The sequence below is a fragment of the Candidatus Caccoplasma merdavium genome (genome assembly GCA_018715595.1).
GTDB classification, from domain to species: Bacteria; Bacteroidota; Bacteroidia; order Bacteroidales; family UBA11471; genus Caccoplasma; species Caccoplasma merdavium.
Map to the genome: position 1 here is coordinate 42173 of DVLI01000002.1, position 24028 is coordinate 66200.

A 24028-nucleotide genomic window follows, 5' to 3' on the forward strand; every position below is an offset into this window, starting at 1 on the left:
TTTCCTTGTGCCCGGGCGAGACGCCGGCCTCTTATCCGACCGAACCTTCGAGCGTGATTTGCAATAGTTTCTGGGCCTCTACGGCAAACTCCATGGGCAGTTTGTTCATCACTTCCTTGGCATATCCGTTCACGATGAGGCCCACGGCTTCTTCGGTGGGAATGCCCCGCTGGTTGCAGTAGAAGATTTGTTCTTCGTTGATTTTCGACGTCGTTGCTTCGTGTTCCACGATGGCGGTGTCGTTCTTGATGTCCATGTAGGGGAACGTGTGGGCTCCGCATTGGTCGCTCAGCAACAGGCTGTCGCATTGGGTGTAGTTGCGGGCATTGTCGGCGCCGGGAGCCACGCGCACCAGTCCGCGGTAGCTGTTTTGGCTCTTGCCGGCCGAGATACCCTTCGACACGATGGTGCTGCGGGTGTTTTTCCCGATGTGTATCATCTTGGTGCCGGTGTCGGCTTGTTGGAAATTATTGGTCACGGCAACCGAATAAAATTCGCCGATGGAGTTGTCTCCGGCCAAAATGCAGCTGGGATATTTCCAAGTGATGGCCGAGCCGGTCTCTACCTGGGTCCAGGATATTTTGGAGTGGTCGCCTTTGCACAGTCCCCGCTTGGTGACGAAATTGTAGATGCCGCCGCGCCCCTCTTTGTCGCCGGGGTACCAGTTCTGCACGGTCGAGTATTTTACTTCGGCCCGTTCGTGGGCGCGTATCTCGACGATGGCGGCGTGCAGCTGGTTTTCGTCGCGCATGGGGGCGGTGCAACCTTCGAGGTAGCTTACATAACTGTCGTCGTCGGCGATGATGAGGGTGCGTTCGAATTGACCGGTGTTGGCCGCATTGATGCGGAAGTAGGTCGACAGCTCCATGGGGCAACGCACTCCTTTGGGAATGTATACGAACGAGCCGTCGCTGAATACCGCCGAGTTGAGGGCGGCAAAGAAGTTGTCGCGATAGGGAACCACCGTGCCCAGGTATTGGCGCACCAGGTCGGGGTAGTCTTTCACGGCCTCGCTGATGGAGCAGAAAATGACCCCCAGTTCGGCCAGTTTCTCCTTGAAGGTGGTTTTTACCGAGACGCTGTCCATGACCGCGTCGACGGCGATGCCCGAGAGTTTCATTTGCTCTTCGAGCGAAATGCCCAGTTTGTTGAAGGTGTCGAGCAGTTCGGGGTCGACCTCGTCGAGACTCTTGGGCGACTCTTTCTTCTTGGGGGCGGCGTAGTAGCTGATGGCTTGGTAGTCGATTTCGGGAATGTCGAGGTGCGCCCAGTGGGGCATTTCGAGCGTTTTCCAGTAGGCAAAGGCTTTGAGCCGGAAGTCGAGCAACCATTCGGGCTCGTGTTTCTTGGCCGATATGAGCCGCACCACGCCTTCGTTCAGACCCCGGGGAATTACTTCGGTGTCGATGTCGGTGACAAAGCCGTATTTGTAATCCGACGAGGTGACTTCATCGATGATTTTATCCGTGTCTCCATTCCCTTTGGGAACTTGGGGCACCGGTTGTCCGTTATGCGGGGAATTGATATTGTCTTTTTTCATTGTCGGGTACATGACGCAGTTGGGGCGATAGGCCCCGGTTTAAGGTAAGAACGACGGAAGGTCGTCTTTGTTTATTTCCGGCAGGGAGATTTGTATGTCGGGCAATTCGACCCGTTCTTTCGACCAGTCGATGACCACGGGAGCCACCTTCATGACCATTTGGCTCAGTCGGGCTTCCTGAGGGATTTGAGGTACGACCTGCTTGTCTCCCTGCGATAATATGGTATAGAGGTTGAGCAGCGCGCTGATGACAAGCAGGTATTTGAAGAAGCAGAAAATGCAGCCGGCGATGCGGTCGAACCACCCCAGGTGCAGCATGAGAAGCGTCTTTTTGAGCAGCCGCGCCAACAGGTTGCACCCGAAGAGCAACACCAGGAATGAGATGAGATAGGCCAGCTGGTGGGTGATGCGCGGGCCGGCGAAGTCGAACTGGTTGAGCAGGTTCTCGAACAGGGGCGCGAAGAGGTTGGCAAACAAGATGGCCACAATCAGCCCGCCAAGTGCTCCCAGTTGTTGCACGATGCCTTTGTGGTACCCGTGCACCAAACCGTATGCAAGAATGGCGCCAACGATAATATCTATGAATTCTACGTTCATCGTTGTTCTTTCGGGAAAAGGAGATAAGGCGGCCCGTGCGGTGTCGCAGAAGCCGCCTTATCGGGTTTTGTCAGAGTGTCTTTTTAACCTCTACTTCTTCGTAGGCTTCGATAAGGTCGCCTACCTTTATGTCGTTGTAGTTGGCGATATTGAGACCGCACTCATAGCCTGAGGCAACTTCTTTCACGTCGTCCTTGAAGCGTTTGAGTGAGCCGAGCTCGCCGGTGTATATGACGATGCCGTCGCGTATGAGGCGCACCTTGTTGGTGCGTTTTATCTTGCCTTCTTTCACGATACCGCCGGCAACGGTACCCACTTTTGAGATGTGGAAGGTCTCGCGCACTTCGACCGTGGCGGTCACTTCTTCCTTGATTTCGGGTGAGAGCATGCCTTCCATGGCGGCTTTTACCTCCTCGATGGCGTCGTAGATAATCGAGTAGAGACGTATGTCGACGCCCTCTTTCTCGGCCAGTTTGCGGGCGGCCATGGAGGGGCGCACTTGGAAGCCGACGATGATGGCGTTGGAGGCGGCAGCCAGGGTGACGTCCGATTCGGAGATTTGGCCTACGGCTTTGTGCAGGACGTTGACTTGTATCTCCTCGGTCGACAACTTGATGAGCGAGTCGCTGAGGGCTTCGATGGAACCGTCGACGTCGCCTTTCACGATGATGTTCAACTCCTGGAAGTTGCCGATGGCGATGCGGCGTCCGATGTCGTCGAGGGTGAGCAGCTTGTGGGTGCGCAGACCCTGTTCGCGTTGCAACTGTTCGCGTTTGGTGGCAATCTCGCGGGCTTCTTGCTCGCTTTCCAATACCTTGAACTGGTCACCGGCCGTGGGGGCGCCGTTCAATCCCAAGATGAGCACAGGTGCCGAAGGCCCGGCCTCCTTGATGCGGGCGTTACGTTCGTTGAACATCGCTTTGACGCGGCCAAACTGGGTGCCGGCCAATACGACGTCGCCCGTGTGCAGGGTTCCGTTTTCGACCAGTACCGTGGCTACATATCCGCGGCCGCGGTCGAGGGCCGATTCGATAATCGAACCTGTGGCCCGGCGGTTGGGGTTGGCTTTCAAGTCGAGCATTTCGGCTTCGAGCAGCACCTTCTCCATCAGTTCCTTCACGCCGGTTCCTTTCTTGGCCGAGATGTCCTGCGACTGGTATTTTCCGCCCCACTCTTCGACCAGGTAGTTCATGTTGGCCAGCTCCTCCTTGATTTTGTCGGGGTTGGCGTTTGGCTTGTCTATCTTGTTGATGGCAAAGACGATAGGTACGCCCGCGGCCGAGGCGTGGTTGATGGCTTCGACCGTTTGGGGCATGACGTTGTCGTCGGCAGCCACGATGATGATGGCGATGTCGGTGACTTTGGCACCGCGGGCACGCATGGCGGTGAAGGCTTCGTGACCCGGCGTGTCGAGGAAGGTGATGCGACGGCCGTCATCGAGAACGACGTTGTAGGCGCCGATGTGCTGGGTGATGCCTCCTGCTTCACCCGCGATGACGTTGGCGTTGCGTATGTAGTCGAGGAGCGAGGTCTTTCCGTGGTCGACGTGACCCATGACGGTCACGATGGGCGGACGCTGCGTGAGGTCTTCTTCGCGGTCGGCCTCTTCTTCCATGGCTTCGGCCACTTCGGCGCTCACATATTCGGTTTTGAACCCGAATTCTTCGGCCACGATGTTGATGGTCTCGGCGTCGAGGCGCTGGTTGATCGATACCATGATACCGAGGCTCATGCAGGTGGCGATGACATTGTTTACCGGCACGTTCATGAGACTGGCCAGGTCATTGGCCGTCACAAACTCGGTGAGTTTCAGGATATGGCTTTCTTCCATCTCCCGTTCGGCCGCCTCTTGGGCTTTGGTCGAGAAGGCTTCCCGTTTCTCTTTCCGCCATTTGGCGCTTTTCTTTTGACCTTTGGCGGTGAGGCGGGCGAGGGTCTCTTTGATTTGTTTTTGCACGTCTTCTTCGTTGACTTCGGCTTTTATGGGCTTTTTCAACTTCGAGGGCTGTTGCTGTTTGCCGTTGTTGTGGCGGTCGCTGCTGTAAGAGTTGTCGATATTGTGTTCGATGTCGATGCGCTCTTTCTTGATGCGTTTGCGTTTTTTGCGTTCCCCGTCGTTTTCGGTATTGTCGTTTGGTGGCGTGGCCGGGCGCTTGTTGTTGTCGACGCGCTGTTTTTCTTTGGCTTCACGCTCCTTGCGTTTCTCTTCTTTGCTTTTTTTCTTCGGACGGGTCTGTTGGTTGATGGCCGATAGGTCGATTTTGCCGACGACGTTGATACCCGGCGTCTTGACCGTGCTCAACTTGAATATATTGTCGCCTTTCTCGGCAGGAGCGGCCTCTTTGGTTTCTTCCGACGCTTCTGCTGCGGCTTCTTGCTGCGTTACTTCGTTTGGGCCTTCAACCTCTTCGGTCGTGGTTTCTGCCTCGGGCTCATCGTCTTCTTCGTCGTAGCTCTCTTCTTCATCGTTCCAGGTGTCGTCTTCTTCGGCATCGGTTTCTTCCGGTGCGGGTTCCGATGTTTCGGTCGGGGCTTCAACAGGAGACTCTACGGTAACTTCCGGCTCTTCGACCTCAGGTTCCTCTACGGGTTGCGCTTTGGGCTCTTCGGCCTTCTTGTGCAAGCTGTCCAAGTCGATTTTGCCGACGGCTTTGATGTGGGGTTTGAGCGATTCGTCGATAATTGTCTCGATTTCCTGAGGCTCGTTGTTACTCTCTTCCTGTGCGGCTTTTTTCTCTTTTTGCCGTTCCTGGCTGATGCGTTCCGACTCGATTTTCAGGTTTTTGTCGGAGCTGAATTCTTTGACGAGCAATTCATATTGCTCGTCGGTGATTTTGGTGTTCGGGGTCAGTTCGATCTCGAAACCTTTCTTTCGCAGGAACGCGGCTACCGTCTGTATGCCTACGTTTAAGTCTCTTGTTACTTTATTTAACCTTATCGACATAGTTCCATTTTAACGTTGATGAATCTGGTTGGCCACTTTTCTTTTCCTCTTGTGGCTGCGAGAGCATAGAACCCGAGCTTTTCGGCTCGATGGGCGGAAACCGGAGGGTTATGCCTCCTCGTCGGTTTCGTCAAATTCCGCTTTCAGAATTTTGATGACTTCATCGACCGTGTCTTCTTCGAGGTCGGCGCCTTCGATGAGCTCCTCACGGCTCTTGGCCAATACGCTCTTGGCGGTGGCGCAGCCGATGCTTTTCAGGGCTTCGATGACCCATTCGTCGATTTCGTCTTTGAATTCATCGAGGTAGATGTCTTCTTCTTCGCCCTCGTCGATGTCGCGGTACACGTCGATGGTGTAGCCGGTGAGCATGCTGGCGAGTTTGATGTTGAGGCCGCCTTTTCCGATGGCGAGCGATACCTCTTCGGGTTTGAGGAACACCTCGGCCTTTTTCTCCTCTTCGTTGAGGCGTATCGAGGATATTTTGGCGGGGTTCAAGGCTCGTTGTATGAAGAGCGACGTGTTGGTCGTGTAGTTGATGACGTCGATGTTCTCGTTGCGCAACTCTCTCACGATGCCGTGTATGCGCGACCCTTTCACACCTACGCAGGCGCCTACCGGGTCGATGCGTTCGTCATACGATTCGACGGCGATTTTTGCCCGTTCGCCGGGAATGCGGGCCACCTTGTGTATGGTGATGAGGCCGTCGTGTATCTCGGGCACTTCGAGCTCGAAGAGTCGGTGCAGGAAATTTTCCGAGGTGCGCGACACGATGATTTTGGGGTTGTTGTTCTTGTTGTCGACCTGCAAGATGACGGCGCGGGCGGTTTCACCCTTGCGGTAGAAGTCGCCGGGAATCTGCTCGGTCTTGGGAAGAATGAGCTCGTTGCCCTCGTCGTCGATGAGGAGCATCTCCTTTTTCCATATTTGATATACTTCGGCGCTGACGAGCTGGCCGATTTTGTCTTTGTATTGGTTGTAAATGGCGTCTTTTTGGAGTTCCAGAATCTTCGATGCGAGAGTCTGGCGCAGGTTCAGAATGGCACGGCGGCCGAATTTCTCGAAGAATACCTCGTCGGTCACCTCTTCGCCCACTTCATAGTCGGCGTCGATTTTCTTCGCTTCCGACAGGGAGATTTGCAGGTTGGGGTCTTCGACCTTGTCGTCTTCGACCACTTCGCGGTTGCGCCATATCTCGAAGTCGCCTTTGTCGGGGTTGACGATGATGTCGAAGTTTTCGTCGGTACCGAACATCTTTGCTAACACGTTGCGGAAAGACTCTTCCAACACGCTGATCATGGTGGTACGGTCGATGTTTTTCAGTTCCTTGAATTCGGCGAAGGTGTCGACCATGCTGATTGTTTCCTCTTTCTTGGCCATTTTATTTGAATCTGATTAGGTATTTTGTATATTTAATTTCGTTGTAGGGGAAAGTCAAATCTTCTTCGACTTCGATTTTGCGCTTGGCGCCTTCGGGTTTCACCTTCTTGGTGACGGTGACGACAAAGCCCGTTTCGTCGGCGGCTTTGAGCACGCCGTTGAGTTTCTGCCCGGCGCGGGTGAGCACCTCGACTTCATTGCCGATGTTTTTTTTGTACTGCCGCACGACTTTGAACGGCGAGGTTATGCCGGCCGAGCCGACTTCAAGTTCATAATCTTCGACATCTCGGTCGAGACGGCTTTCGATGAAGCGGTGCAATGCGGTGCAGCGGTCTATGTCCACGCCTTCGTCGTTGTCGACTTCGACCACGATGCGGTTGTCGGGGGAGACGGTGATGTCGACGATGAACAGGTCGGTTGCCGCAATGCCCTCTTTCACGATTTCTTCTACAATCTGGGTGTCTATCATATCACAAGGTTATCGGCCGGTTCAGAATAAAACGAGGGGACAAACTTGTCCCCTCTCTTACGCGGCTCATTTACGAGGCAAATATAGTCATTTCCTTCGGTGTGCGCAAACCTTCCTCTCTTATTTTGTACGCGAAAGAGGTTTTTGATATGAATATTTATTGTTTTTTAACAATATACCCTTCCTTCATTGCCCGGTCGGGAAGGGAAACTGGCGTAGTTCTTTTCTCAATATCAACTCGTTTCCGTTGCAATAGCAATTGCATATTTCATGGAATCGCGCGTTGTGGCTCATCTCGCTCAGATGGGCGAGCTCGTGCAGAATGACGTAGTCGATGAGTCGGTCGGGCAGGTACATGAGGTGGTAGGAGAGGGTGATGCGGCGGTCGCTGCGACACGCGCCCAGGCGTCGGACTCCTCGCCCGATGATTACGCCGTTGTAGCGGTTGCCCGTTTGGCGGGCCCACTGTTCGAGCCGTTGGGGCAGGAAGTTCTCGGCGGCTTTTTTGAGGTGCCGGTGTATTTCCCGCGCGATGGCCTTCTGCATGAGGGGCGTGCGCCAGTCGATGCCCGCAGGCACCATGATGAGCACCCTCCCGGGGAGTTGCCGGCTGCATACGTTCGTATATGTGCCGTTCGATATTTCGATGGTGAAAGTGCGGGTGGGGATCATGTCGCCCGGACTTAAAAGTGATTGTCTTTTTCGGCGCATGAGCTTGCGCAGGACGTCACGTTTTTCGTCGATGATTTTGAGCACCGCCTCCCGGCGGGTGTGCGGCGGAACGGTAACCGACAGGCTGTCGTTCCGGGCCCTGAAAATGAGGTGCCGCGCTGTGGCGCGTTCGCGCAGGGTGATGAGTCCGAACTCGGGGTCGGTAATGGTGTTGGTGGAAGATTTCATGTCGGCAAAGTTATGCAAATGTCGGGAAAGATGTTGTGCACGATGCCGTCTCTTTTCAGAAGTCGTTACAAAGGCAATTCCCCATGGAGAAATCGTTCGCCCTGTTGCCGCGCACTCTCTCATGGGTGCCTCTTTTACCGGAAGTCGCGGCGGTTTACGGCGACGGCTGTTTCCCCTGTGTGCGGGTCCGATTGCCGCAAAAACATGGTGCTCGTCGTCCCTGACTTACCTTACCGGCAGAGTATGGAGAGGAGTTTCGCGAGGTAGGAGAGGTGGTTGGCTTCGATGTAACGGTCATCTCCCGGGTCGGCCAGTGAGATGAGATAGCTGGCAAATTGAAGGCGGGTTTCGAGCTCTTCGATGTTTCCGAATACCTCATAGGGGTCGACCGATGTGATTTCCAGGATTTCGGGGTAGAAGTCGTATTTTTTGCAGACGTTCTCGATGAGGTTGTGTTTGTCTTTGTTGCATGAGGGGCGATTTCCCGAAAGTATAATCATGGCTTGCAAAAGAGCGGCCAATTCTCTTTTGTTGGGTCTTTTGTTTATCATACAAATAATTTTGGCTTGTATGACAAAAGTAGTAAAATTTGTATCGTTTTTGCCTTTTTTAGGGAGATAATGTATGATTTGTTTAGTTAATAAAACTAAATTAATAGTTTCCCGGGAATTGGAGGCGAAGGTCGAAAGGCGGGGACGGGGCGGAGACGCGTTTATCCGTTGCTTCTCAAATCGACCCCCCACATGAGTTTCTTGCGCAGCGTGTCGGTAAAGAGGTGTTTGTCGCGTTTGATGATGCGTATGGGGAAAGGGGCCTTGCACAGGGTGATGCTTTCGCCCGAATATTTCTCTTCGGAGCGGCCGTCGAGGCTCACCAGGAAATGGCGGTTGCGACCTTCGGCCACGAGCGTTATCTCGGCATTGTCGCCAATGACCAGTGGCCGCACGTTGAGGCTGTGCGGTGCCACGGGGGTGATGATGAAGTTGGCCGCGTTGGGGGCGACGATGGGGCCGCCCACGCTCAGGGAGTAACCCGTCGAGCCGGTAGGGGTGGCGACCAGCAGACCGTCGGCCTGGTAGGTGTTCAGGAACGAGCCGTCGAGATAGGCGTGTATGGTAATCATCGAAGAGGTGTCGAGTTTGAGCACGGCCACCTCATTCAGGGCATAGGGCCACGCGGCGTGGCTGCCGTCGGAGACGTGCAGCAGGGCTCTCTCTTCGATGTGATAGCGCCCTTCCATGATTTCGTCGATGGCCTGTGCCATCTCGCTGCATTGTACGTCGGCCAGGAAACCCATGCGGCCGAGGTTGATGCCGAGAATGGGGATTCCCTTGTCACCGATGCGCTCGGCCGTTTTCAGGAACGTGCCGTCCCCGCCGAGGCTCAGGGCGATGTCGGCTTCGAAATCATTTCCCGAGAGAACCGCGGCTCCCGGTTCTGTTATGCCCATGTCGTGCATGATTCTGAGAAATTCCCGGTCGATGAGCAGTTGGGGGGCGTATTTTTTCAGAGAAGAAAACAGGGTGTTGATTTCTTCTTTTTTGTCTGTGGCGTAGGATTTTCCGAAAATGACGATTCTCATGGGAGCGGTGCTGGTCGTTTGGGAGTGGAAATTTTGTGAAATATGCTGCAAATGTGGAATAGTTTTTTTCAAAATTGAACAAAAGCTATTACTTTTGCGAGTAATATTCGTGTACAAAAGTAAGAAAAAAAACAGTACCCGCATATCGAAATCCGAAAAACGGAATAACTCCTAATGTTATTATGACACAACTCAGCGTAAATGTAAACAAAGTCGCCACCTTGCGCAATGCCCGTGGCGGGCAAGTCCCCGATGTGTTGAAGGTCGCTCTCGATTGCGAACAGTTCGGCGCGCAAGGCATTACCGTGCACCCGCGCCCCGACGAACGCCATATCCGTTATGCCGACGTCTATGCCTTGCGCCCGGCCCTGCACACCGAATTCAACATCGAAGGCAATCCCATCGGCAAGTTTGTCGACCTCGTCTTGCAGGTAAAACCGGCCCAGGTGACCATGGTCCCCGATGCGGTCGATGCCATTACCTCCAATGCGGGGTGGGACACGCGTCGGAATTTCGATTTCCTCAGTGAGACGGTCGACCGTTTCAACCATGCCGGCATACGCACCTCGATATTCGTCGATGCCGACCTCGAAATGATTGAGTGGGCCGCCAAGACGGGAACCGACCGCGTAGAGCTCTACACCGAGCCCTATGCTTCGGGCTATGCCGCCGACCGGGAAAAGGCCGTCGCCCCCTTTGTCGAAGCCGCCAAGTTGGCTCACAAGTTGGGCATGGGAGTAAATGCCGGTCACGACCTCAGCCTCGAAAACCTGCGCTATTTCCACGAGCAGGTTCCTTATGTCGATGAGGTGTCGATAGGCCATGCCTTGATATGCGACGCCCTCTATTATGGCCTCGAAGAGACGATTCGTCGCTATTTGGATTGCTTGAAATAAATCTCATACGATAATTCTTTACACAAAAAAACTTGCCATGACACTTTTGTTATCTCTTTTGGCTCAAACCAACATGGTGGAACCCGTGCAGGCTGCGGCCCTCGAAGCCCAAACCGCCGTGCCGCCGCTCAACTTGTGGTCGCTTTCGCTCAAAGGCGGTTTCATCATGATACCAATCGTTTTGCTTTCCCTGGTGACGATTTATATCTTCGTCGAGCGGTGGCTTGTCTTGCGCGATGCCGCCCGTCAGGACGACACCTTCATGCAACGCATCAAAGACTACATACATGCCGGTGACATCGACTCGGCGCTGAACCTTTGCAAGAAAAACCCCACTCCGGTCGCCCGCCTTATCGAGAAGGGTATCACCCGTCTGGGTCGTCCCATGAACGACGTGTTGGTCGCCATCGAAAATGTGGGAAATATCGAAGTGGCCAAGCTCGAACGCCGCTTTACCTGGATAGCCACCACCGCCGCCGGCGCTCCCATGCTCGGCTTCCTCGGCACGGTAACCGGTATGGTCAATGCCTTTTACAGCATGGCGGCCGCCGGTGAAGCCGCCGACATCACCACGTTGTCGAGCGGTATCTACGAAGCCCTCGTCACGACGGTGGCCGGATTGGTCGTGGGTATCATCGCCATGTTTGCCTACAATTACCTGGTTTCCCGGGTCAATACGGTTGTCAACCAGCTCGAAGCCAGTACCATGGAGTTTATGGATTTGCTCAACGAACCCGCCAACAAGAAATAAGAGAGGAGGATTGCCATGGCTCTTAAACGCAAAAACCGCATCGAAGCTACATTCAGCATGGCATCGATGACCGATGTGATTTTCCTCCTGCTCATATTCTTTATGGTCACCTCGACCTTTGTGTTCCCCAACGCCATCAAGGTAAACCTGCCGCAGAGCAAGCAGGAGATGAGCGTGAAACCCTTGGCGCGTGTCACGATTGATGCTTCGCTCAACTATTATGTCTCGGTGGGGAAGTCCAAAGCCGTGAAGGTGGCTTATGAAGAACTGGCGGCCTATTTGATTGAAGCGCGCAATCAGGACCCCGAAATGTATTTCGCCCTTTATGCCGACGAGAGTGTGCCCTACCGCGAAATCATGAAAGTGCTCAATGTCGCCAGCGACAACCAGTTGCGCATGGTATTGGCTACCCAACCCGTGAAAGAGTAAAAGACAAGACGTGGAAGAAAAAAAGAAAAATCGGTTGATTGCCTCCGCGGTGACGATAGCAGTGCATGTGGCCATCTTGCTGTTGCTGCTTTTCTATACCCTGTCGGCTCCGGAGATTCGCGAAGACGACGGCAGCGGCATCGTGTTGCAACTCGGCGTTATCGATGCCGAAGCCGGGACCTTTACGCCGATGGCGGCCGCACCTCCGCCCCAACCCGTCGATGCCGAGCCGGTTGTTACGCAGGACATCGAAGAGACGGTCTCGCTCGATGAGGAGAAACCCGAGCCCGAGGTGGCTCCCGACCTCTCGGAGAAGAAGGCCGAGCCGCAACCCGAGCCCGAGACTTCGCCCATCGATGACCTTTGGGCCGATGCCCTCAGCAAGGGAAAAACGGCCGACAGCATAGCCGCGAACGACCAAAAGAAAGGCTCGCCCCAAGGCAATGCGGCCGCGGGAGCCACGGTCGGTTCGCCCGGTTATGGCGATTACGATTTGGGCGGCCGCGGACTCGTGGGGCGTTTGCCCAAGCCCGAATATTCAGGCACCAACGACGAGGGAACCATTGTCGTGGAAGTGCTTGTCGCTCCCGACGGCCGCGTCGTGCAGGCCAATGTCACCCCCTCGGGCAGCAAGGGGACTGCCGCTTCCAATGCCACTTTGCGCAGCCGCGCCGAAGCCGCTGCCCGTCGCGCCGTCTTTGAACGCAAGGCATCGGGCAATGAAAACCAGTGGGGAAGCATTACCTATTATTTCAAACAGAACTGATTCTTTCCTTGAAAACGGTCGGCCGGCATGCGTTTCGACGCCTGTCGCCCGTCTTGAAAAGCAATCCGATGGGACTTGAATGATGCGATGAACAACGGAATCATTTTACTTGTCATATTAGCCGCCTACTTTGCCGTACTGTTGCTTATCGGCCGTTTCTCGGGTGGAAAATCCGATGACAACAACAATTTCTTCTTGGCCGGTAAATCCTCTCCGTGGTGGCTGGTGGCCATCGGCATGATAGGAACCTCCATCTCGGGGGTGACCTTCATTTCGGTGCCCGGAATGCCGCTCACCATCGATATGACCTATATGCAGACGGTCTTGGGCTTTCTCGTCGGATATATCATTATCGCCCGCGTTTTGCTCCCGCTCTACTACCGCCTCGAACTCACATCGATTTACACCTATCTCGAACGCCGTTTCGGAATCCGTTCATACAAGACCGGCGCCGCTTTTTTCTTCATCTCCAAGATTATCGGGGCTGCTGCCCGCCTGTACCTCGTCGTCATGATTTTGCAGCACATCGTGCTGGCCGATTGGCATATTCCCTTTTGGCTCACGGCGTTGGTTGTCGTGCTCCTGATATGGCTCTATTCCCATCGCAGCGGCATGCGCACGATTGTGCGCACCGATGCGTTGCAGACGCTCTTCATGATAGGAGCCCTGTTGCTCATTCTTGTCCAGCTTATGACGCGCATGCACCTCGGTGCGGGCGATGTTGTCGATACGGTGCGCAACAGCGGTCTCGAACGCATCTTTGTCTTCGACGACTGGCACACGAAGCAGAATTTCTTCAAGCAGTTTTTCAGCGGGATATTCATTACCATAGTCATGTCGGGGCTCGACCAGGACATCATGCAGAAAAATCTCTCGATACGCACGTTGCGCGAAGCGCAGAAGAACATGTATATCTATGGCACCGCCTTTGTGCCGGTCAATTTGCTCTTCCTGGTATTGGGCATTTTGCTGGTCGCTTTTGCCGGGGAGCAGGGAATCGCTCTCCCCGAAAAGACCGACGAACTGTTGCCGATGATGGCGACCGACCATCTCGGTTTCGGGGTGTTGCTCCTGTTTAGCGTGGGTATCGTGGCGGCCGCTTTTTCGAGCGCCGACTCGGCATTGACGGCACTCACGACTTCGTTTTGTGTCGATATGCTGGGCGTGAATCGTCGCCCGGCCGATGAGGCCGTGACCATTCGCAAACGGGCCCATATCGCTATTTCGCTGCTCTTTTTTGCTATCATGTGCGTTATCGAGGCGCTCAACGATACCAGCGTCATCGACGCCATCTATACGATTGCCGGATATACCTACGGGCCGTTGCTGGGCCTTTTCGTATATGGCCTCTTTATGAAAGGCTCTCCGCGCGACCGTTATATTCCCTGGGTGGCTCTTGCCTCACCCATATTGTGCTATCTTTTGCAACGGTGGCTTGCCGCCGCCTGTGGTTATTACATGGGCTATGAATTGTTGATGTTGAACGGCTTGATAACCTTTGTCGGATTGATGCTTTTGGCTGTCGGCCGACCCGTTGCGCCTTATTTCATGAATAAACGATGATAAAAGAAGAACCTCATATCACGGTCGGTATTCAGCACGACACGACGTTGAATTTCCGTCTGCACGATACCTTCGCGACACCGGAGGGTCGGACCTTCCCCGCGGGAGAATATCAGGCCCGATTGTCCTCCGACGGGAAAAACCTTTGTCTGGGCGATGACAGTTTCGACACGCTCACGCTGCTTCCGGCCGCTCCCGATGCCCTGTTTGACCTGCCCCAGGTGACCATCGGGGTCGAGTTCCATTGGCAGCGGCAGGAGTGCCAGACGTTCGGCGGGATTTTGCGTCTTGTGGTCGATGGGGGAGAAATCCATGCCATCAACGAAGTGCCCCTCGAAACTTACCTGACCAGTGTCATCTCCTCGGAAATGAATGCGACCTCGTCGCTCGAATTGTTGAAAGCGCATGCCGTCATCTCACGCAGTTGGCTGTTGGCCCAGTTGCCCCGTCTCATCGGTCGCCGTCAGGCGGCTCGCCGGTCGCGCGGGAAAATCGACTCTCCCGGCGAGATAGTCCGCTGGTACGACCGTGGCGACCATACCCTTTTCGATGTCTGTGCCGATGACCATTGCCAGCGTTATCAGGGGCTGACGCGTGTGGCCACTCCGCAGGTGGTCGAGGCGGTGGCCTCGACGCGTGGAGAGGTGTTGTGCTATGCGGGCGAGGTGTGCGATGCCCGTTTCTCGAAATGCTGCGGCGGTGTGACCGAACGTTTTGAAAATTGCTGGGGCAATGAGCCGCATGATTATCTCCGGCCGGTCTATGACGCTCCCGGCGGCCATCGCTCGGCCGACCTCACCATCGAGAGCGAGGCTCGTCGTTTCATCGCCACCCGTCCCGATGTTTTTTGCAATACCCGTGATGCCGCCATTCTCTCGCAGGTGCTCAACAGTTACGACCGCGAAACCCCCGATTTCTTCCGCTGGCAGGTGCGCTATTCCGTGGCGGAACTCTCGTCGCTGGTAGCCCGCCGCTCGGGTATCGACTTCGGGACCATACTCGCGCTCGAACCTGTCGAGCGGGGACCTTCGGCACGCATCGTGCGCCTGCGTATCATCGGCACACGTCGCGAAATGATTGTCGGGAAGGAACTCTACATACGCCGCATCTTGTCGCCCACGCACTTGTATAGCTCGGCTTTCGTGGTGCGGCGCGAAGGCGATGATTTTGTTTTCGACGGAGCCGGTTGGGGGCATGGCGTGGGTCTTTGCCAAATCGGCGCCGCCGTGATGGCCCATCGCGGATATGATTACCGCACGATACTTCGCCATTATTATCCCGGAACCTCTCTCGATGTGTATTATCACTGATTTCTTGCCGGAGAAACAGTGAAGTTTCTAAAAAAATCATTACCTTGCGCAAGATAACAAGAGACCGATTATGATATTGATCGCCGATAGCGGGTCGACCAAGACCGAATGGTCGCTGGTGGGAAGAAACGGGGTGGAACGCACGTTCCGCACTGCGGGTATCAATCCCTATCTCCTCGGCGAAGATGAGGTGCGTCGTATCCTTACCCGTGAAGTCCTTGTCGAGTTGCCCATCGAGCGCATCACCGAGGTCTATTTCTATGGAGCCGGTTGCGTGGGGCGTCCTGCCGAGACGCTGTGCGTGCAACTGCATCGGGTCATCGGCCCCGAGACGGTCGAGGTGAACAGCGATTTGCTGGCGGCGGCCCGCGCCCTTTGCGGCGATGCGCCGGGCATTGTGGCCATTCTCGGAACCGGGTCGAACTCGGGATACTATGATGGCCGTGACATTACCCGGCGAGTCCCGTCCCTGGGCTTCCTCCTCGGCGATGAGGGGAGTGGCAGTGACTTGGGAAAACACTTGCTGGCCGATGCCCTGAAAGGGCTGTTGCCCGAGCCGCTTGCTCGGCAGTTTTTCGATTGTTACCCGCTTACGCAGGAAGAAGTGCTCGACGCCGTTTACCGGCGCCCCATGCCCAACCGGTATATGGCCCGTTTTTCTCCCTTCATTCACGAGCACCTCGACGACCCCTATCTCCATCGGCTGGTCTCCACACGGTTTGAAGCCTTTTTCCGCCGCAATATCCTTGCATATCCCAGTCAGGGCTGTCCCGTGCACCTGGTCGGGTCGGTCGCGTACCATTATGCCGACTTGTTGCGGGAGGTCGCCCGTTCGCTGTCGATAGAGGTCGGTACGATACTTTCCTCTCCTGGTAAGGCATTGGCTCAATATCATGCCGGGCGAATCTCGGAACAATAGACATGGAAAAATTTCAGAAACTCACCGAATATCCCTCGCTCTACCATCATCTCGAAGAGAAATCGGTAGAGAAGATACTTACCGAAATCAACACCGAAGACCATAAGATAGCCGATGCCGTGGCACTGGCCATACCGCAAATCACCCGGCTGGTCGAACAACTCCTGCCCCGTATGCGCGAGGGCGGAAGGCTTTTCTATCTCGGTGCCGGGACCAGCGGCCGCCTGGGCGTGCTCGATGCTTCGGAGATACCACCCACTTACGGAATGCCTCCCGGCCGGGTCATCGGGCTCATTGCCGGAGGTGACATCGCTTTGCGACGTTCGGTCGAGTCGGCCGAAGACATCGAAAGCAAAGGCTGGGAAGAGTTGCAGTCGCATGGGATAACCCCGCTCGACACGGTCGTGGGCATCGCCGCATCGGGAACGACCCCCTATGTGATTGGGGCATTGCGCCGTTGCCGGGAAGCCGGCATTCTCACGGCGTCGATAACCTGCAACCCCGGAGCCCCGGTATCGCAAGTGGCCGAGATACCCATCGAGGTCATCACCGGCCCCGAATATGTGACGGGAAGCACCCGCATGAAAGCCGGTACGGCGCAGAAACTGGTCCTCAACATGATTTCCACCTCGACGATGATTGGGCTGGGGCGTGTCGAAGACAATCGCATGGTGCACATGCAACTGACCAATCAGAAACTGATAGACCGCGGCTCCCGCATGATTGCCGAGTCGACGGGACTTCCTTATGACAAAGCCCGTGAATTGCTGCTGCTCTACGGCTCGGTGAGCCGCGCCGTGCAGGTGTATAGGGAAAATCATTCGTCCGAAAAATAAAACCGCCATGAAGAGTCGCCCGATACGTTGTTTCCTCTCGTTTACCTCCGAAGAGGCGTTGCGTCCTGCTGTGGACGCGCTTTCGGCTTCGCCCGAAGTGGAGTCGATATTCTTGCTTGCAGCCGACGGCACCGCCGCTCTGCCCGGTTGCACGACCCTCTCCGGCGGATTCCCTTTTTCTACGTCCGTGTTGCGGCGCATGGCTCGTGAAGCGGGCGACGGGTATGTGCTGTTGGCATTGCCCGGGAAAGCGTTTGTGCCGAAACCCGACCTTTGTTCCCGCCTGTTGGCTGTGGCTGCCGATACGGCGGCGCCGTTTGTTTACGCCGACTCGTGGAGCTTGTGCGGAGATACCTGCCACCCCCTGCCTCGCATCGACTGCCATGAAGGTTCGTTGCGCGACGATTTCGATTTTGGCCCGCTACTTTTCCTGCGGGCGGCCGATTTTGCCTCCGTCGTTTCGGAGATGGACGACGATTACCGGTATGCCGCCCTTTATGACCTCCGCCTGCGCCTTTCGCGGCGAGGCCGGCTGTTCCATTTGCGCGAGCGGCTTTACACCGAAAGTGCCGTTGCCGTGGCTTGCGGCGAACGGCAGTTCGATTATGTCGACCCCCGGAATCGGGCGGTGCAGGTCGAGATGGAGGCCGTCTGCACCCGGCATCTGCGGGCCATCGGCGCCTACCTGCCGCCTGTGACGCGCACGGTGGAGGGTGAAGATGCCGCTTTCCCCGTCGATGTGTCGGTGGTCATTCCCGTTTACAACCGGGTGCGTTCCATTGCCGATGCCGTGGCTTCGGCGGCCGGACAGGAGGGCGATTTTACCTATAATATCATCGTGGTCGATAATCATTCGACCGATGGGACGACCGAGTTGCTGCATTCGATGGCTGTCGCCGATTCCCGCCTGCTGCATCTGGTACCCGAAAATCGGCAGTTGGGTATCGGTGGGTGTTGGAATTATGCCGTGAATCACCCCGCCTGCGGGCGCCATGTCGTGCAGCTCGACAGCGATGACCTCTATAAGGACGCGCATGTATTGCGTCGTATCCTCGACACGTTCCGCCGCGAGAAGTGTGCCATGGTGATAGGAAGCTATGAACTTACCGACTGGCACTTGCGCCCGCTGCCCCCCGGCCTTATCGACCACCGGGAGTGGAGCGATGAGAACGGCCCCAACAACGCTTTGCGCATCAACGGATTGGGTGCTCCGCGTGCCTTCTATACCCCCTTGTTGCGTCGCTATCCTTTCCCCGATGTAAGTTACGGCGAGGACTATGCCGTGGGGTTGCGCCTTTCGCGCGAATACCGCATCGGACGCATTTATGAGTCGCTCTACCTGTGTCGCCGCTGGGAGGGAAACTCCGACGCGGCGCTCGACATCGAGCAAATCAACCGGAACAACGCCTATAAAGATAGTTTGCGGGCCATGGAAGTGGCCGCCCGTCGACAGTTGCACCATGGAGACCGATAGTTTGCGCTTGTTGGCCGATGAGGCCGAGACCTTGTTTGAGACCCAGTTGCGGGAGTGGCCGTTTGTCGCAGCCGGTTACGAGGCGTTGCGGCATTTGCAGGAACGCTCTTTCGAGGTTGGCGGCGTACCCGTGCGGGTGCAGTGGAATCCGGCGCGTATCCGTTCCACCGCTTCCAAGGTCGATGCCCGTTCCGTTGCCGGGAGGCCGTGTTTCTTGTGTGATGCCCATCGCCCTGTCGAGCAACTTTCTCTGCCGGTCGGGGGGCGATACAAGTTGCTGGTCAATCCCTATCCGATATTTCCCCGCCATTTTACGTTGCCGGCCTGCGACCACACCCCGCAGTTGCTGGCCGGACGTTTCGGCGACCTGTTGCAACTGGCTTCGGAGATGCCCCGGTATGTCGTCTTCTACAACGGCCCGCGTTGTGGCGCTTCGGCTCCCGACCACATGCACTTTCAGGCCGGGAACCGCGGTTTTGTACCCATCGAGTCGCAATGGGAGCAACTGGTGAAAGACCAAGGTGAGAGCGAACGGTGGGGAGGAGGCATTCTCTATTCGTGGCTTACCCGTTGGCCGGCGGCGATGTTGGTCTTTGAAGGAGAGGACTTCGACGCCATGCAATCGTTCTGGCACGAGATTGAAACCCTCTTGCCCGTTCCGGCCGGGCACCCTGAGCTGCCCGTCAACCTGCTTTGTGCCTTTTCCGAGGGCCGATGGCGTTGCTGGGCGGTGTTGCGTACCCGTCACCGTCCCGCCCAGTATGGCGGCGAAGGGGCGGGGAGTCGTCTCATCAGTCCCGGGGCGGTCGATATGGCGGGGGTCGTCATTACGCCCCGGAAACAGGATTTCGATGCCCTCACCCCCGACGAGATGTCCGATATTCTCGGCCAGGTGGCTGACCCGGAATGGTTGCACGCCTGTTTGAAACATTTGAAAAAAACGAAGTGATGAAATCAGTTCCCGCCCTTTCCCGTTCGCCGTGGTCGTGGGTGCCCACCCTCTATTTGGCCGAAGGCATTCCCTATGTGGCCGTCATGTCGATAGCCGTGATCATGTATGACCGCATGGGTATTTCCCACACCGATATTGCCTTCTACACGGCCTGGCTTTACCTGCCTTGGGTCATCAAGCCGTTGTGGAGCCCCTTTGTCGATATATTGCACACCCGGCGTTGGTGGATAGTCGCCATGCAATTCCTTGTCGGTGCGGCGATGGCCGGCGTGGCGCTTACGTTGCCGGCGCCCTTTTTCTTTCGGGCGACGTTGGCTTTCTTCTGGCTCATGGCGTTCAGTTCGGCCACCCACGACATCGCCGCCGACGGATTCTATATGTTGGCTCTCGACACGCACCAGCAGTCATTTTTCGTGGGTATACGCAGTACCTTTTACCGCATTGCCATGATTGCGGGGCAAGGATTACTGGTGATGTTGGCCGGCCTGTTCGAAGTTTACACCCGGGTTGAGGTGGCTTGGCTCTTGACCTTCGGCATCATGGCCTTGCTTTTCTTCGTGTTTGCGTTCTATCATCTCTTTCTCCTGCCGCGTCCGCAGGCCGACAAGGCTTCTGCGGTAGCCGCCGATATATGGCGTGAATTGGGGGAGACGTTCCGTTCCTTTTTCCGCAAGCCGGGTATCGGGGTGGCTCTGCTCTTCCTGTTGACCTATCGGCTGGCCGAGGCCCAGTTGGTGAAAATGTCGTCCCTCTTCTTGCTCGATGCGAGACCCGACGGAGGTCTGGCTTTGACGACGGGGCAGGTGGGTTTTGTCTACGGTACGGTGGGGGTGATAGCACTTACCGTCGGGGGACTCATTGGCGGGTGGGTGGTATCCCGTTATGGCTTGCGCCGCTGTTTGTGGCCCATGGCGTTGATGCTTACGCTGCCCAATCTCGTCTACGTCTATCTGTCGCTGCTGCAACCCGATTCCCTCGTGGTTGTCAATGCCTGTGTGGCCGTAGAGCAGCTGGGTTACGGTTTTGGTTTTACGGCCTACATGCTCTATATGATTTCCTTCTCCGAGGGGGCGCATGCCACCGCCCATTATGCGTTGTGCACGGCATTCATGGCGTTGGGTATGATGTTGCCCGGCATGGTGGCCGGCTGGATTGCCGATTGGGTGGGATATACCTTCTTTTTTGTGTGGATTATGATTTGTACGCTTCCCGTTTTTGTTCTTTTGCCGTTTCTGAAAATTCCGGAAAATTTCGGCTTGAAATCTCCCGGAAACAAGTCTGAAAAATAATCCGTTTGTCGCTTACCCGAAAAAATATCGCACCTCGTGTCGAACAACAGGCTGCGGTTGTGTGATATACATTATACAATGCATATAATATACGACAAGAACGAGTGTGGGCTTACCCCAAAAGCAGACTGTTATTGAATGGAAAAAGAAAGAATGGCCGAGTATTTGGTCGGCAGTCGTGCCGAAATGCTTCGGTGGGCTTACCGGTTGACTCGGAACTGTGACGATGCGCAAGATTTGTTGCAGTCGACTCTGTTGTGTGCGCTCAAATCGGCGCAGATGTATACCGATGAAACCAACCTGTCGGGCTGGCTTTATGCAATTATGCGGAATGTGTTTTTCAATATGATCCGTCGTGAAGGCCGTTGCTGTTATATGAGCAAGGACGACATCGAGAGTCTGATGTCGTTTGTGGAGTCCTCCCCCGATAATTCGACCGAGACGACTCTTTTTCTCAACGATATACGTCGGGCCGTCGATACGCTCGACCAACCCTTCAAGATACCTATGGCTCTCTACCTCTCGGGGTATAAGTATCAGGAAATTGCCGAGAAGATGGGTATCCCGTTGGGCACCGTCAAGAGCCGCATTCATGCCAGTCGCGTGCAGTTGCAGGTGACGTTGAAGGATTTTCGGAAATAAATCGGGGGAGGGGAGGGAAGAAACTTTCCTTTTCCCCTGCCGCTTTTCCCTTGCCCCGTTGCTCGAATGAAGGCATCTTTCCCGTCGCTTTCCTCTGCGCCGTTGTTCGAATGCGATCCTTTTTCCCTGCCTTGAAAAATTTCTTTTTGCAGCAAAAGAATCCGGTAAAAATGATTATTTTCGCCGTCGTAAAAATTTATGCTTGACGATGGATATAAAATCCTTATATAGCCTGTTCAAGTCGCACCGTAGCGTGACGACCGATAGTCGGAATTGCCCTCCCGGCGCATTGTTTTTTGCTTTGCGTGGCGATACCTTCGACGGTAACCGTTTTGCCGCCGCTGCGTTGGAGGCCGGTTGTTCCTATGCCGTGGTCGACGACCCCTCGGTTGTCGCCGGCAACCGTTATATCCTGGTCGACAATGTATTGCAGACTTTGCAAGCCTTGGCTCGATGCCATCGCCGCGAGTGGGGACGCACCGTGGTGGGTGTCACCGGCACCAATGGGAAGACCACGACCAAGGAGTTGATGGCCGCATCGCTCTCCCGTCGGTTCAAGGTGCTTGCCACCGAGGGAAATCTCAACAATTCCATCGGTGTGCCGCTCACCTTGTTGCGGCTCGATGACACCTGCGAGATGGCCGTCATCGAAATGGGCGCCAGTCACCCCGGCGACATTGCCGAGTTGGTCGACATAGCCGAGCCCGATTTCGGATTGATTACCAACGTGGGAAAAGCCCACTTGCAGGGATTCAGCTCTTTCGAGGGGGTCGTTGCCACCAAATGCGAACTTTATGATTTCTTGCGGCGTCACGGCGGGAAAGTCTTTTTGCATCACGAAGACGCAATCTTGTCGCAGCGGGCCGCCGGCCTTGTGGCTGCCGAGTACGGTACCACGCCGGGTCTGTCGGTTTCGGGTTGCCTCACCGGTTGTTCGCCCTGCCTCTCATTCTCGTTCACGACCCAAGGCGAGACCTATGCCGTCGATACGCAGCTCATTGGCAGTTATAACCTCCCCAATGCTCTGGCCGCTGCCGCTGTCGCGGCCTATTTCGGGGTCGCTCCGGCCGACATAGCCCGGGCGCTTTCCGAATATGAGCCCCGCAACCGCCGTTCGCAACTGGTGCGCACCGCCCGCAATACCCTCATTGTCGATGCCTATAATGCCAACCCCACCAGCATGGGAGCCGCACTCGACAATTTCCTGACCGCGGATTTCCCCGCCAAGACGGTCATCTTGGGCGATATGGGCGAATTGGGTGCCGACAGTGAGTCGGAACATCGCCGCATCGTCGAGTGGCTTGGTCAGCAACCCTCGCTCGATGTCATCTTGGTCGGAAGTGAATTCTCGAAAGCGGCCGGCACGATGACCTCTTTTGCCGATACCGATGCCCTGGTCGAGTTTCTCAAAGCCAACCCCATTGCGGATCGGACCCTCCTTATCAAAGGTTCCCGTTTTATGAAACTCGAAAGATGCATAGAATATTTGTAATGTGAAAATCCGTTCAAAAAACCTTCATACCCATGAATATGTATAATCCCGTTTTTGCCTCCGAGGCCCTTGCCCGGAAAGAAAAGATTCAAGCCGCTTTGCGTCGTCTGCCGGCCGACGCTTTGCTTCTTGCCGACAATGCCAATCTCTACTACACGTCGAGTCGGGTATTCTGTGGCTATACCTATGTCCCGGCCGAAGGCGACATGATCTATTTCGTGCGTCGCCCCGTGGGGCTCGCCGGCGACAATGTCGTCTACATACGCAAGCCCGAGCAGATAATCGAAGAGATGCAGAAACGGGGACTCCCGCTTCCGCAAACCTTGCTTGTCGAGGGCGATTCCCTCTCTTATAACGAATACACCCGCTTGGCGTCGGCCTTTCCCTCCTCGCGCATATTGCCGGGCGGAACAGCATTGATTCGCCAGGTGCGGGCGGTGAAGACACCGTTCGAAATCGGCATGATTCGGCAGTCGGCCGCTTCGCACGACATGCTCTATCGTCACATTCCCAAACTCTATACCCCCGGTATGACCGATTTGGAATTCTCGATCGAAATCGAGCGTGCCGCGCGTCAGCATGGCTCGTTGGGCATATTCCGCATTTTCGGGCGGAGCATGGAGATATTCATGGGCAATGTCCTGGCAGGCGAAAATGCCGACACCCCCACCCCCTACGATTTTGCCATGGGAGGCGCTGGCCTCGACGATTCGCTGCCCATAGGCTGCAACGGTACGACCATACACCCCGGTCAGACGGTCATGGTCGATGTGAATGGTAATTTCACCGGTTATATGACCGACCTTTCCCGGGTCTACTCCTTGGGTGAGATACCCGAAAAAGCCCGTCATGCACATGCCGTCTCTCTCGAAATCGAACAGGCCGTCATGTCGATGGCGCGACCGGGAGTCGCTGCGTCGGAGCTTTACGACAAAGCCTTGGCGATAGCCCGTGACCGGAAGGTCGAAGACTATTTTATGGGACATCGTCAAAAAGCCGGATTCGTCGGTCACGGTGTGGGCATCGAAATCAATGAGCAGCCCGTGCTTGCCCCACGTTCCCGCGACGTGCTCGAAGCCGGTATGGTATTCGCTCTCGAACCCAAGTTCGTCATTCCCGGAGTGGGCCCTGTCGGCATCGAAAACACATTCTTGGTCACCGACGATGGCGTGGAGCGCCTCACCAATTGTGAAGAAGAAATTCGTTCGCTCGATTGATGGCTTGCTTGTATTGTGGCACACCTAAAATCTCCTATTCCGCGCATATCCCCGGCGGGATAGGAGATTCATCGAAAAATATG

General features: G+C 55.6%; 22 protein-coding genes. 14 read left to right on the forward strand and 8 right to left on the reverse strand.

The window, feature by feature from the left end; translation table 11 throughout:
- Positions 1–31: 31 nt before the first annotated feature.
- The 8 genes from sufB to IAD09_00415 form a co-directional block, all read right to left on the reverse strand.
- Complete coding sequence (gene sufB / locus IAD09_00380) at positions 32–1540, reverse strand: Fe-S cluster assembly protein SufB (GenBank protein HIT80694.1); 1509 nt, start codon at positions 1538–1540, stop codon at positions 32–34.
- 39 nt (positions 1541–1579) lie between these two features.
- Positions 1580–2137, reverse strand: coding sequence for a CvpA family protein (locus tag IAD09_00385; protein ID HIT80695.1), 558 nt, complete (start codon positions 2135–2137; stop codon positions 1580–1582).
- 70 nt (positions 2138–2207) lie between these two features.
- Positions 2208–5081, reverse strand: coding sequence for a translation initiation factor IF-2 (gene infB, locus IAD09_00390; protein ID HIT80696.1), 2874 nt, complete (start codon positions 5079–5081; stop codon positions 2208–2210).
- A 108-nt stretch (positions 5082–5189) separates the two neighbouring features.
- Positions 5190–6458 carry a transcription termination/antitermination protein NusA gene (nusA, locus tag IAD09_00395; protein HIT80697.1) on the reverse strand — a complete coding sequence of 423 codons (1269 nt, stop codon included), beginning with the start codon at positions 6456–6458 and terminating at the stop codon, positions 5190–5192.
- Between the two features lies 1 nt (position 6459).
- Complete coding sequence (gene rimP / locus IAD09_00400) at positions 6460–6927, reverse strand: ribosome assembly cofactor RimP (protein ID HIT80698.1); 468 nt, start codon at positions 6925–6927, stop codon at positions 6460–6462.
- 186 nt (positions 6928–7113) lie between these two features.
- Positions 7114–7827, reverse strand: a complete 714-nt coding sequence (locus IAD09_00405; protein ID HIT80699.1) for a DUF45 domain-containing protein — start codon at positions 7825–7827, stop codon at positions 7114–7116.
- A 230-nt stretch (positions 7828–8057) separates the two neighbouring features.
- Positions 8058–8378 carry a hypothetical protein gene (locus tag IAD09_00410; GenBank protein ID HIT80700.1) on the reverse strand — a complete coding sequence of 107 codons (321 nt, stop codon included), beginning with the start codon at positions 8376–8378 and terminating at the stop codon, positions 8058–8060.
- 161 nt (positions 8379–8539) lie between these two features.
- A complete protein-coding gene (locus IAD09_00415) occupies positions 8540–9409 on the reverse strand; it encodes an NAD kinase (protein HIT80701.1) in 870 nt (289 codons plus the stop codon).
- 182 nt (positions 9410–9591) lie between these two features.
- Between IAD09_00415 and IAD09_00420 the strand changes: the two genes are divergently transcribed.
- The 14 genes from IAD09_00420 (at position 9592) to IAD09_00485 (ending at position 23945) form a co-directional block, all read left to right on the forward strand.
- On the forward strand, positions 9592–10305 hold the full coding sequence (locus tag IAD09_00420; protein ID HIT80702.1) for a pyridoxine 5'-phosphate synthase: 714 nt from the start codon (positions 9592–9594) through the stop codon (positions 10303–10305).
- A gap of 37 nt (positions 10306–10342) precedes the next feature.
- Positions 10343–11056, forward strand: a complete 714-nt coding sequence (locus tag IAD09_00425) for a MotA/TolQ/ExbB proton channel family protein (protein HIT80703.1) — start codon at positions 10343–10345, stop codon at positions 11054–11056.
- A gap of 15 nt (positions 11057–11071) precedes the next feature.
- Positions 11072–11485: a biopolymer transporter ExbD gene (locus tag IAD09_00430; GenBank protein ID HIT80704.1), complete on the forward strand. Its 414-nt coding sequence runs from the start codon at positions 11072–11074 to the stop codon at positions 11483–11485.
- Between the two features lie 10 nt (positions 11486–11495).
- Positions 11496–12251 (forward strand): hypothetical protein, encoded by a 756-nt coding sequence (locus IAD09_00435; GenBank protein HIT80705.1) that lies wholly within the window; start codon positions 11496–11498, stop codon positions 12249–12251.
- An 87-nt stretch (positions 12252–12338) separates the two neighbouring features.
- A complete protein-coding gene (locus IAD09_00440) occupies positions 12339–13814 on the forward strand; it encodes a sodium:solute symporter (protein ID HIT80706.1) in 1476 nt (491 codons plus the stop codon).
- Positions 13811–15124: a SpoIID/LytB domain-containing protein gene (locus IAD09_00445; protein HIT80707.1), complete on the forward strand. Its 1314-nt coding sequence runs from the start codon at positions 13811–13813 to the stop codon at positions 15122–15124. The genes IAD09_00440 and IAD09_00445 overlap by 4 nt, the downstream gene beginning before the upstream one ends.
- 70 nt (positions 15125–15194) lie before the next feature.
- The gene (locus IAD09_00450) at positions 15195–16043 is read left to right on the forward strand and encodes an ATPase (GenBank protein HIT80708.1); all 849 of its coding nucleotides are present in this window, start codon (positions 15195–15197) and stop codon (positions 16041–16043) included.
- Positions 16044–16045: 2 nt separating this feature from the next.
- Complete coding sequence (gene murQ, locus IAD09_00455; GenBank protein ID HIT80709.1) at positions 16046–16879, forward strand: N-acetylmuramic acid 6-phosphate etherase; 834 nt, start codon at positions 16046–16048, stop codon at positions 16877–16879.
- Between the two features lie 7 nt (positions 16880–16886).
- Complete coding sequence (locus IAD09_00460) at positions 16887–18353, forward strand: glycosyltransferase family 2 protein (protein HIT80710.1); 1467 nt, start codon at positions 16887–16889, stop codon at positions 18351–18353.
- Positions 18340–19302 (forward strand): DUF4922 domain-containing protein, encoded by a 963-nt coding sequence (locus tag IAD09_00465; protein ID HIT80711.1) that lies wholly within the window; start codon positions 18340–18342, stop codon positions 19300–19302. Before IAD09_00460 ends, IAD09_00465 begins: the two co-directional genes overlap by 14 nt.
- Positions 19302–20594 carry an AmpG family muropeptide MFS transporter gene (locus tag IAD09_00470; protein HIT80712.1) on the forward strand — a complete coding sequence of 431 codons (1293 nt, stop codon included), beginning with the start codon at positions 19302–19304 and terminating at the stop codon, positions 20592–20594. Before IAD09_00465 ends, IAD09_00470 begins: the two co-directional genes overlap by 1 nt.
- A gap of 138 nt (positions 20595–20732) precedes the next feature.
- Positions 20733–21236: a sigma-70 family RNA polymerase sigma factor gene (locus tag IAD09_00475; GenBank protein ID HIT80713.1), complete on the forward strand. Its 504-nt coding sequence runs from the start codon at positions 20733–20735 to the stop codon at positions 21234–21236.
- Between the two features lie 208 nt (positions 21237–21444).
- Entirely contained in the window at positions 21445–22728 is a 1284-nt protein-coding gene (locus IAD09_00480) for a UDP-N-acetylmuramoyl-tripeptide--D-alanyl-D-alanine ligase (protein HIT80714.1), read from the forward strand.
- A 38-nt stretch (positions 22729–22766) separates the two neighbouring features.
- The gene (locus IAD09_00485) at positions 22767–23945 is read left to right on the forward strand and encodes an aminopeptidase P family protein (GenBank protein ID HIT80715.1); all 1179 of its coding nucleotides are present in this window, start codon (positions 22767–22769) and stop codon (positions 23943–23945) included.
- The last annotated feature ends 83 nt before the right edge of the window (positions 23946–24028 follow it).

What these genes read in the sequence shown, in the direction of transcription:
- IAD09_00430 (HIT80704.1), top strand. Translation starts at nt 11,072, where the DNA reads ATGGCTCTTAAACGCAAAAACCGCATCGAAGCTACATTCAGCATGGCA.
- sufB (HIT80694.1), bottom strand. Translation starts at nt 1,540, where the DNA reads ATGAAAAAAGACAATATCAATTCCCCGCATAACGGACAACCGGTGCCC.
- IAD09_00475 (HIT80713.1), top strand. Translation starts at nt 20,733, where the DNA reads ATGGAAAAAGAAAGAATGGCCGAGTATTTGGTCGGCAGTCGTGCCGAA.
- IAD09_00460 (HIT80710.1), top strand. Translation starts at nt 16,887, where the DNA reads ATGAAGAGTCGCCCGATACGTTGTTTCCTCTCGTTTACCTCCGAAGAG.
- IAD09_00480 (HIT80714.1), top strand. Translation starts at nt 21,445, where the DNA reads ATGGATATAAAATCCTTATATAGCCTGTTCAAGTCGCACCGTAGCGTG.
- IAD09_00485 (HIT80715.1), top strand. Translation starts at nt 22,767, where the DNA reads ATGTATAATCCCGTTTTTGCCTCCGAGGCCCTTGCCCGGAAAGAAAAG.
- IAD09_00465 (HIT80711.1), top strand. Translation starts at nt 18,340, where the DNA reads ATGGAGACCGATAGTTTGCGCTTGTTGGCCGATGAGGCCGAGACCTTG.
- IAD09_00420 (HIT80702.1), top strand. Translation starts at nt 9,592, where the DNA reads ATGACACAACTCAGCGTAAATGTAAACAAAGTCGCCACCTTGCGCAAT.
- IAD09_00415 (HIT80701.1), bottom strand. Translation starts at nt 9,409, where the DNA reads ATGAGAATCGTCATTTTCGGAAAATCCTACGCCACAGACAAAAAAGAA.
- IAD09_00385 (HIT80695.1), bottom strand. Translation starts at nt 2,137, where the DNA reads ATGAACGTAGAATTCATAGATATTATCGTTGGCGCCATTCTTGCATAC.
- IAD09_00470 (HIT80712.1), top strand. Translation starts at nt 19,302, where the DNA reads ATGAAATCAGTTCCCGCCCTTTCCCGTTCGCCGTGGTCGTGGGTGCCC.
- nusA (HIT80697.1), bottom strand. Translation starts at nt 6,458, where the DNA reads ATGGCCAAGAAAGAGGAAACAATCAGCATGGTCGACACCTTCGCCGAA.
- IAD09_00440 (HIT80706.1), top strand. Translation starts at nt 12,339, where the DNA reads ATGAACAACGGAATCATTTTACTTGTCATATTAGCCGCCTACTTTGCC.
- IAD09_00450 (HIT80708.1), top strand. Translation starts at nt 15,195, where the DNA reads ATGATATTGATCGCCGATAGCGGGTCGACCAAGACCGAATGGTCGCTG.
- IAD09_00425 (HIT80703.1), top strand. Translation starts at nt 10,343, where the DNA reads ATGACACTTTTGTTATCTCTTTTGGCTCAAACCAACATGGTGGAACCC.
- IAD09_00410 (HIT80700.1), bottom strand. Translation starts at nt 8,378, where the DNA reads ATGATAAACAAAAGACCCAACAAAAGAGAATTGGCCGCTCTTTTGCAA.
- murQ (HIT80709.1), top strand. Translation starts at nt 16,046, where the DNA reads ATGGAAAAATTTCAGAAACTCACCGAATATCCCTCGCTCTACCATCAT.
- IAD09_00405 (HIT80699.1), bottom strand. Translation starts at nt 7,827, where the DNA reads ATGAAATCTTCCACCAACACCATTACCGACCCCGAGTTCGGACTCATC.
- infB (HIT80696.1), bottom strand. Translation starts at nt 5,081, where the DNA reads ATGTCGATAAGGTTAAATAAAGTAACAAGAGACTTAAACGTAGGCATA.
- IAD09_00445 (HIT80707.1), top strand. Translation starts at nt 13,811, where the DNA reads ATGATAAAAGAAGAACCTCATATCACGGTCGGTATTCAGCACGACACG.
- rimP (HIT80698.1), bottom strand. Translation starts at nt 6,927, where the DNA reads ATGATAGACACCCAGATTGTAGAAGAAATCGTGAAAGAGGGCATTGCG.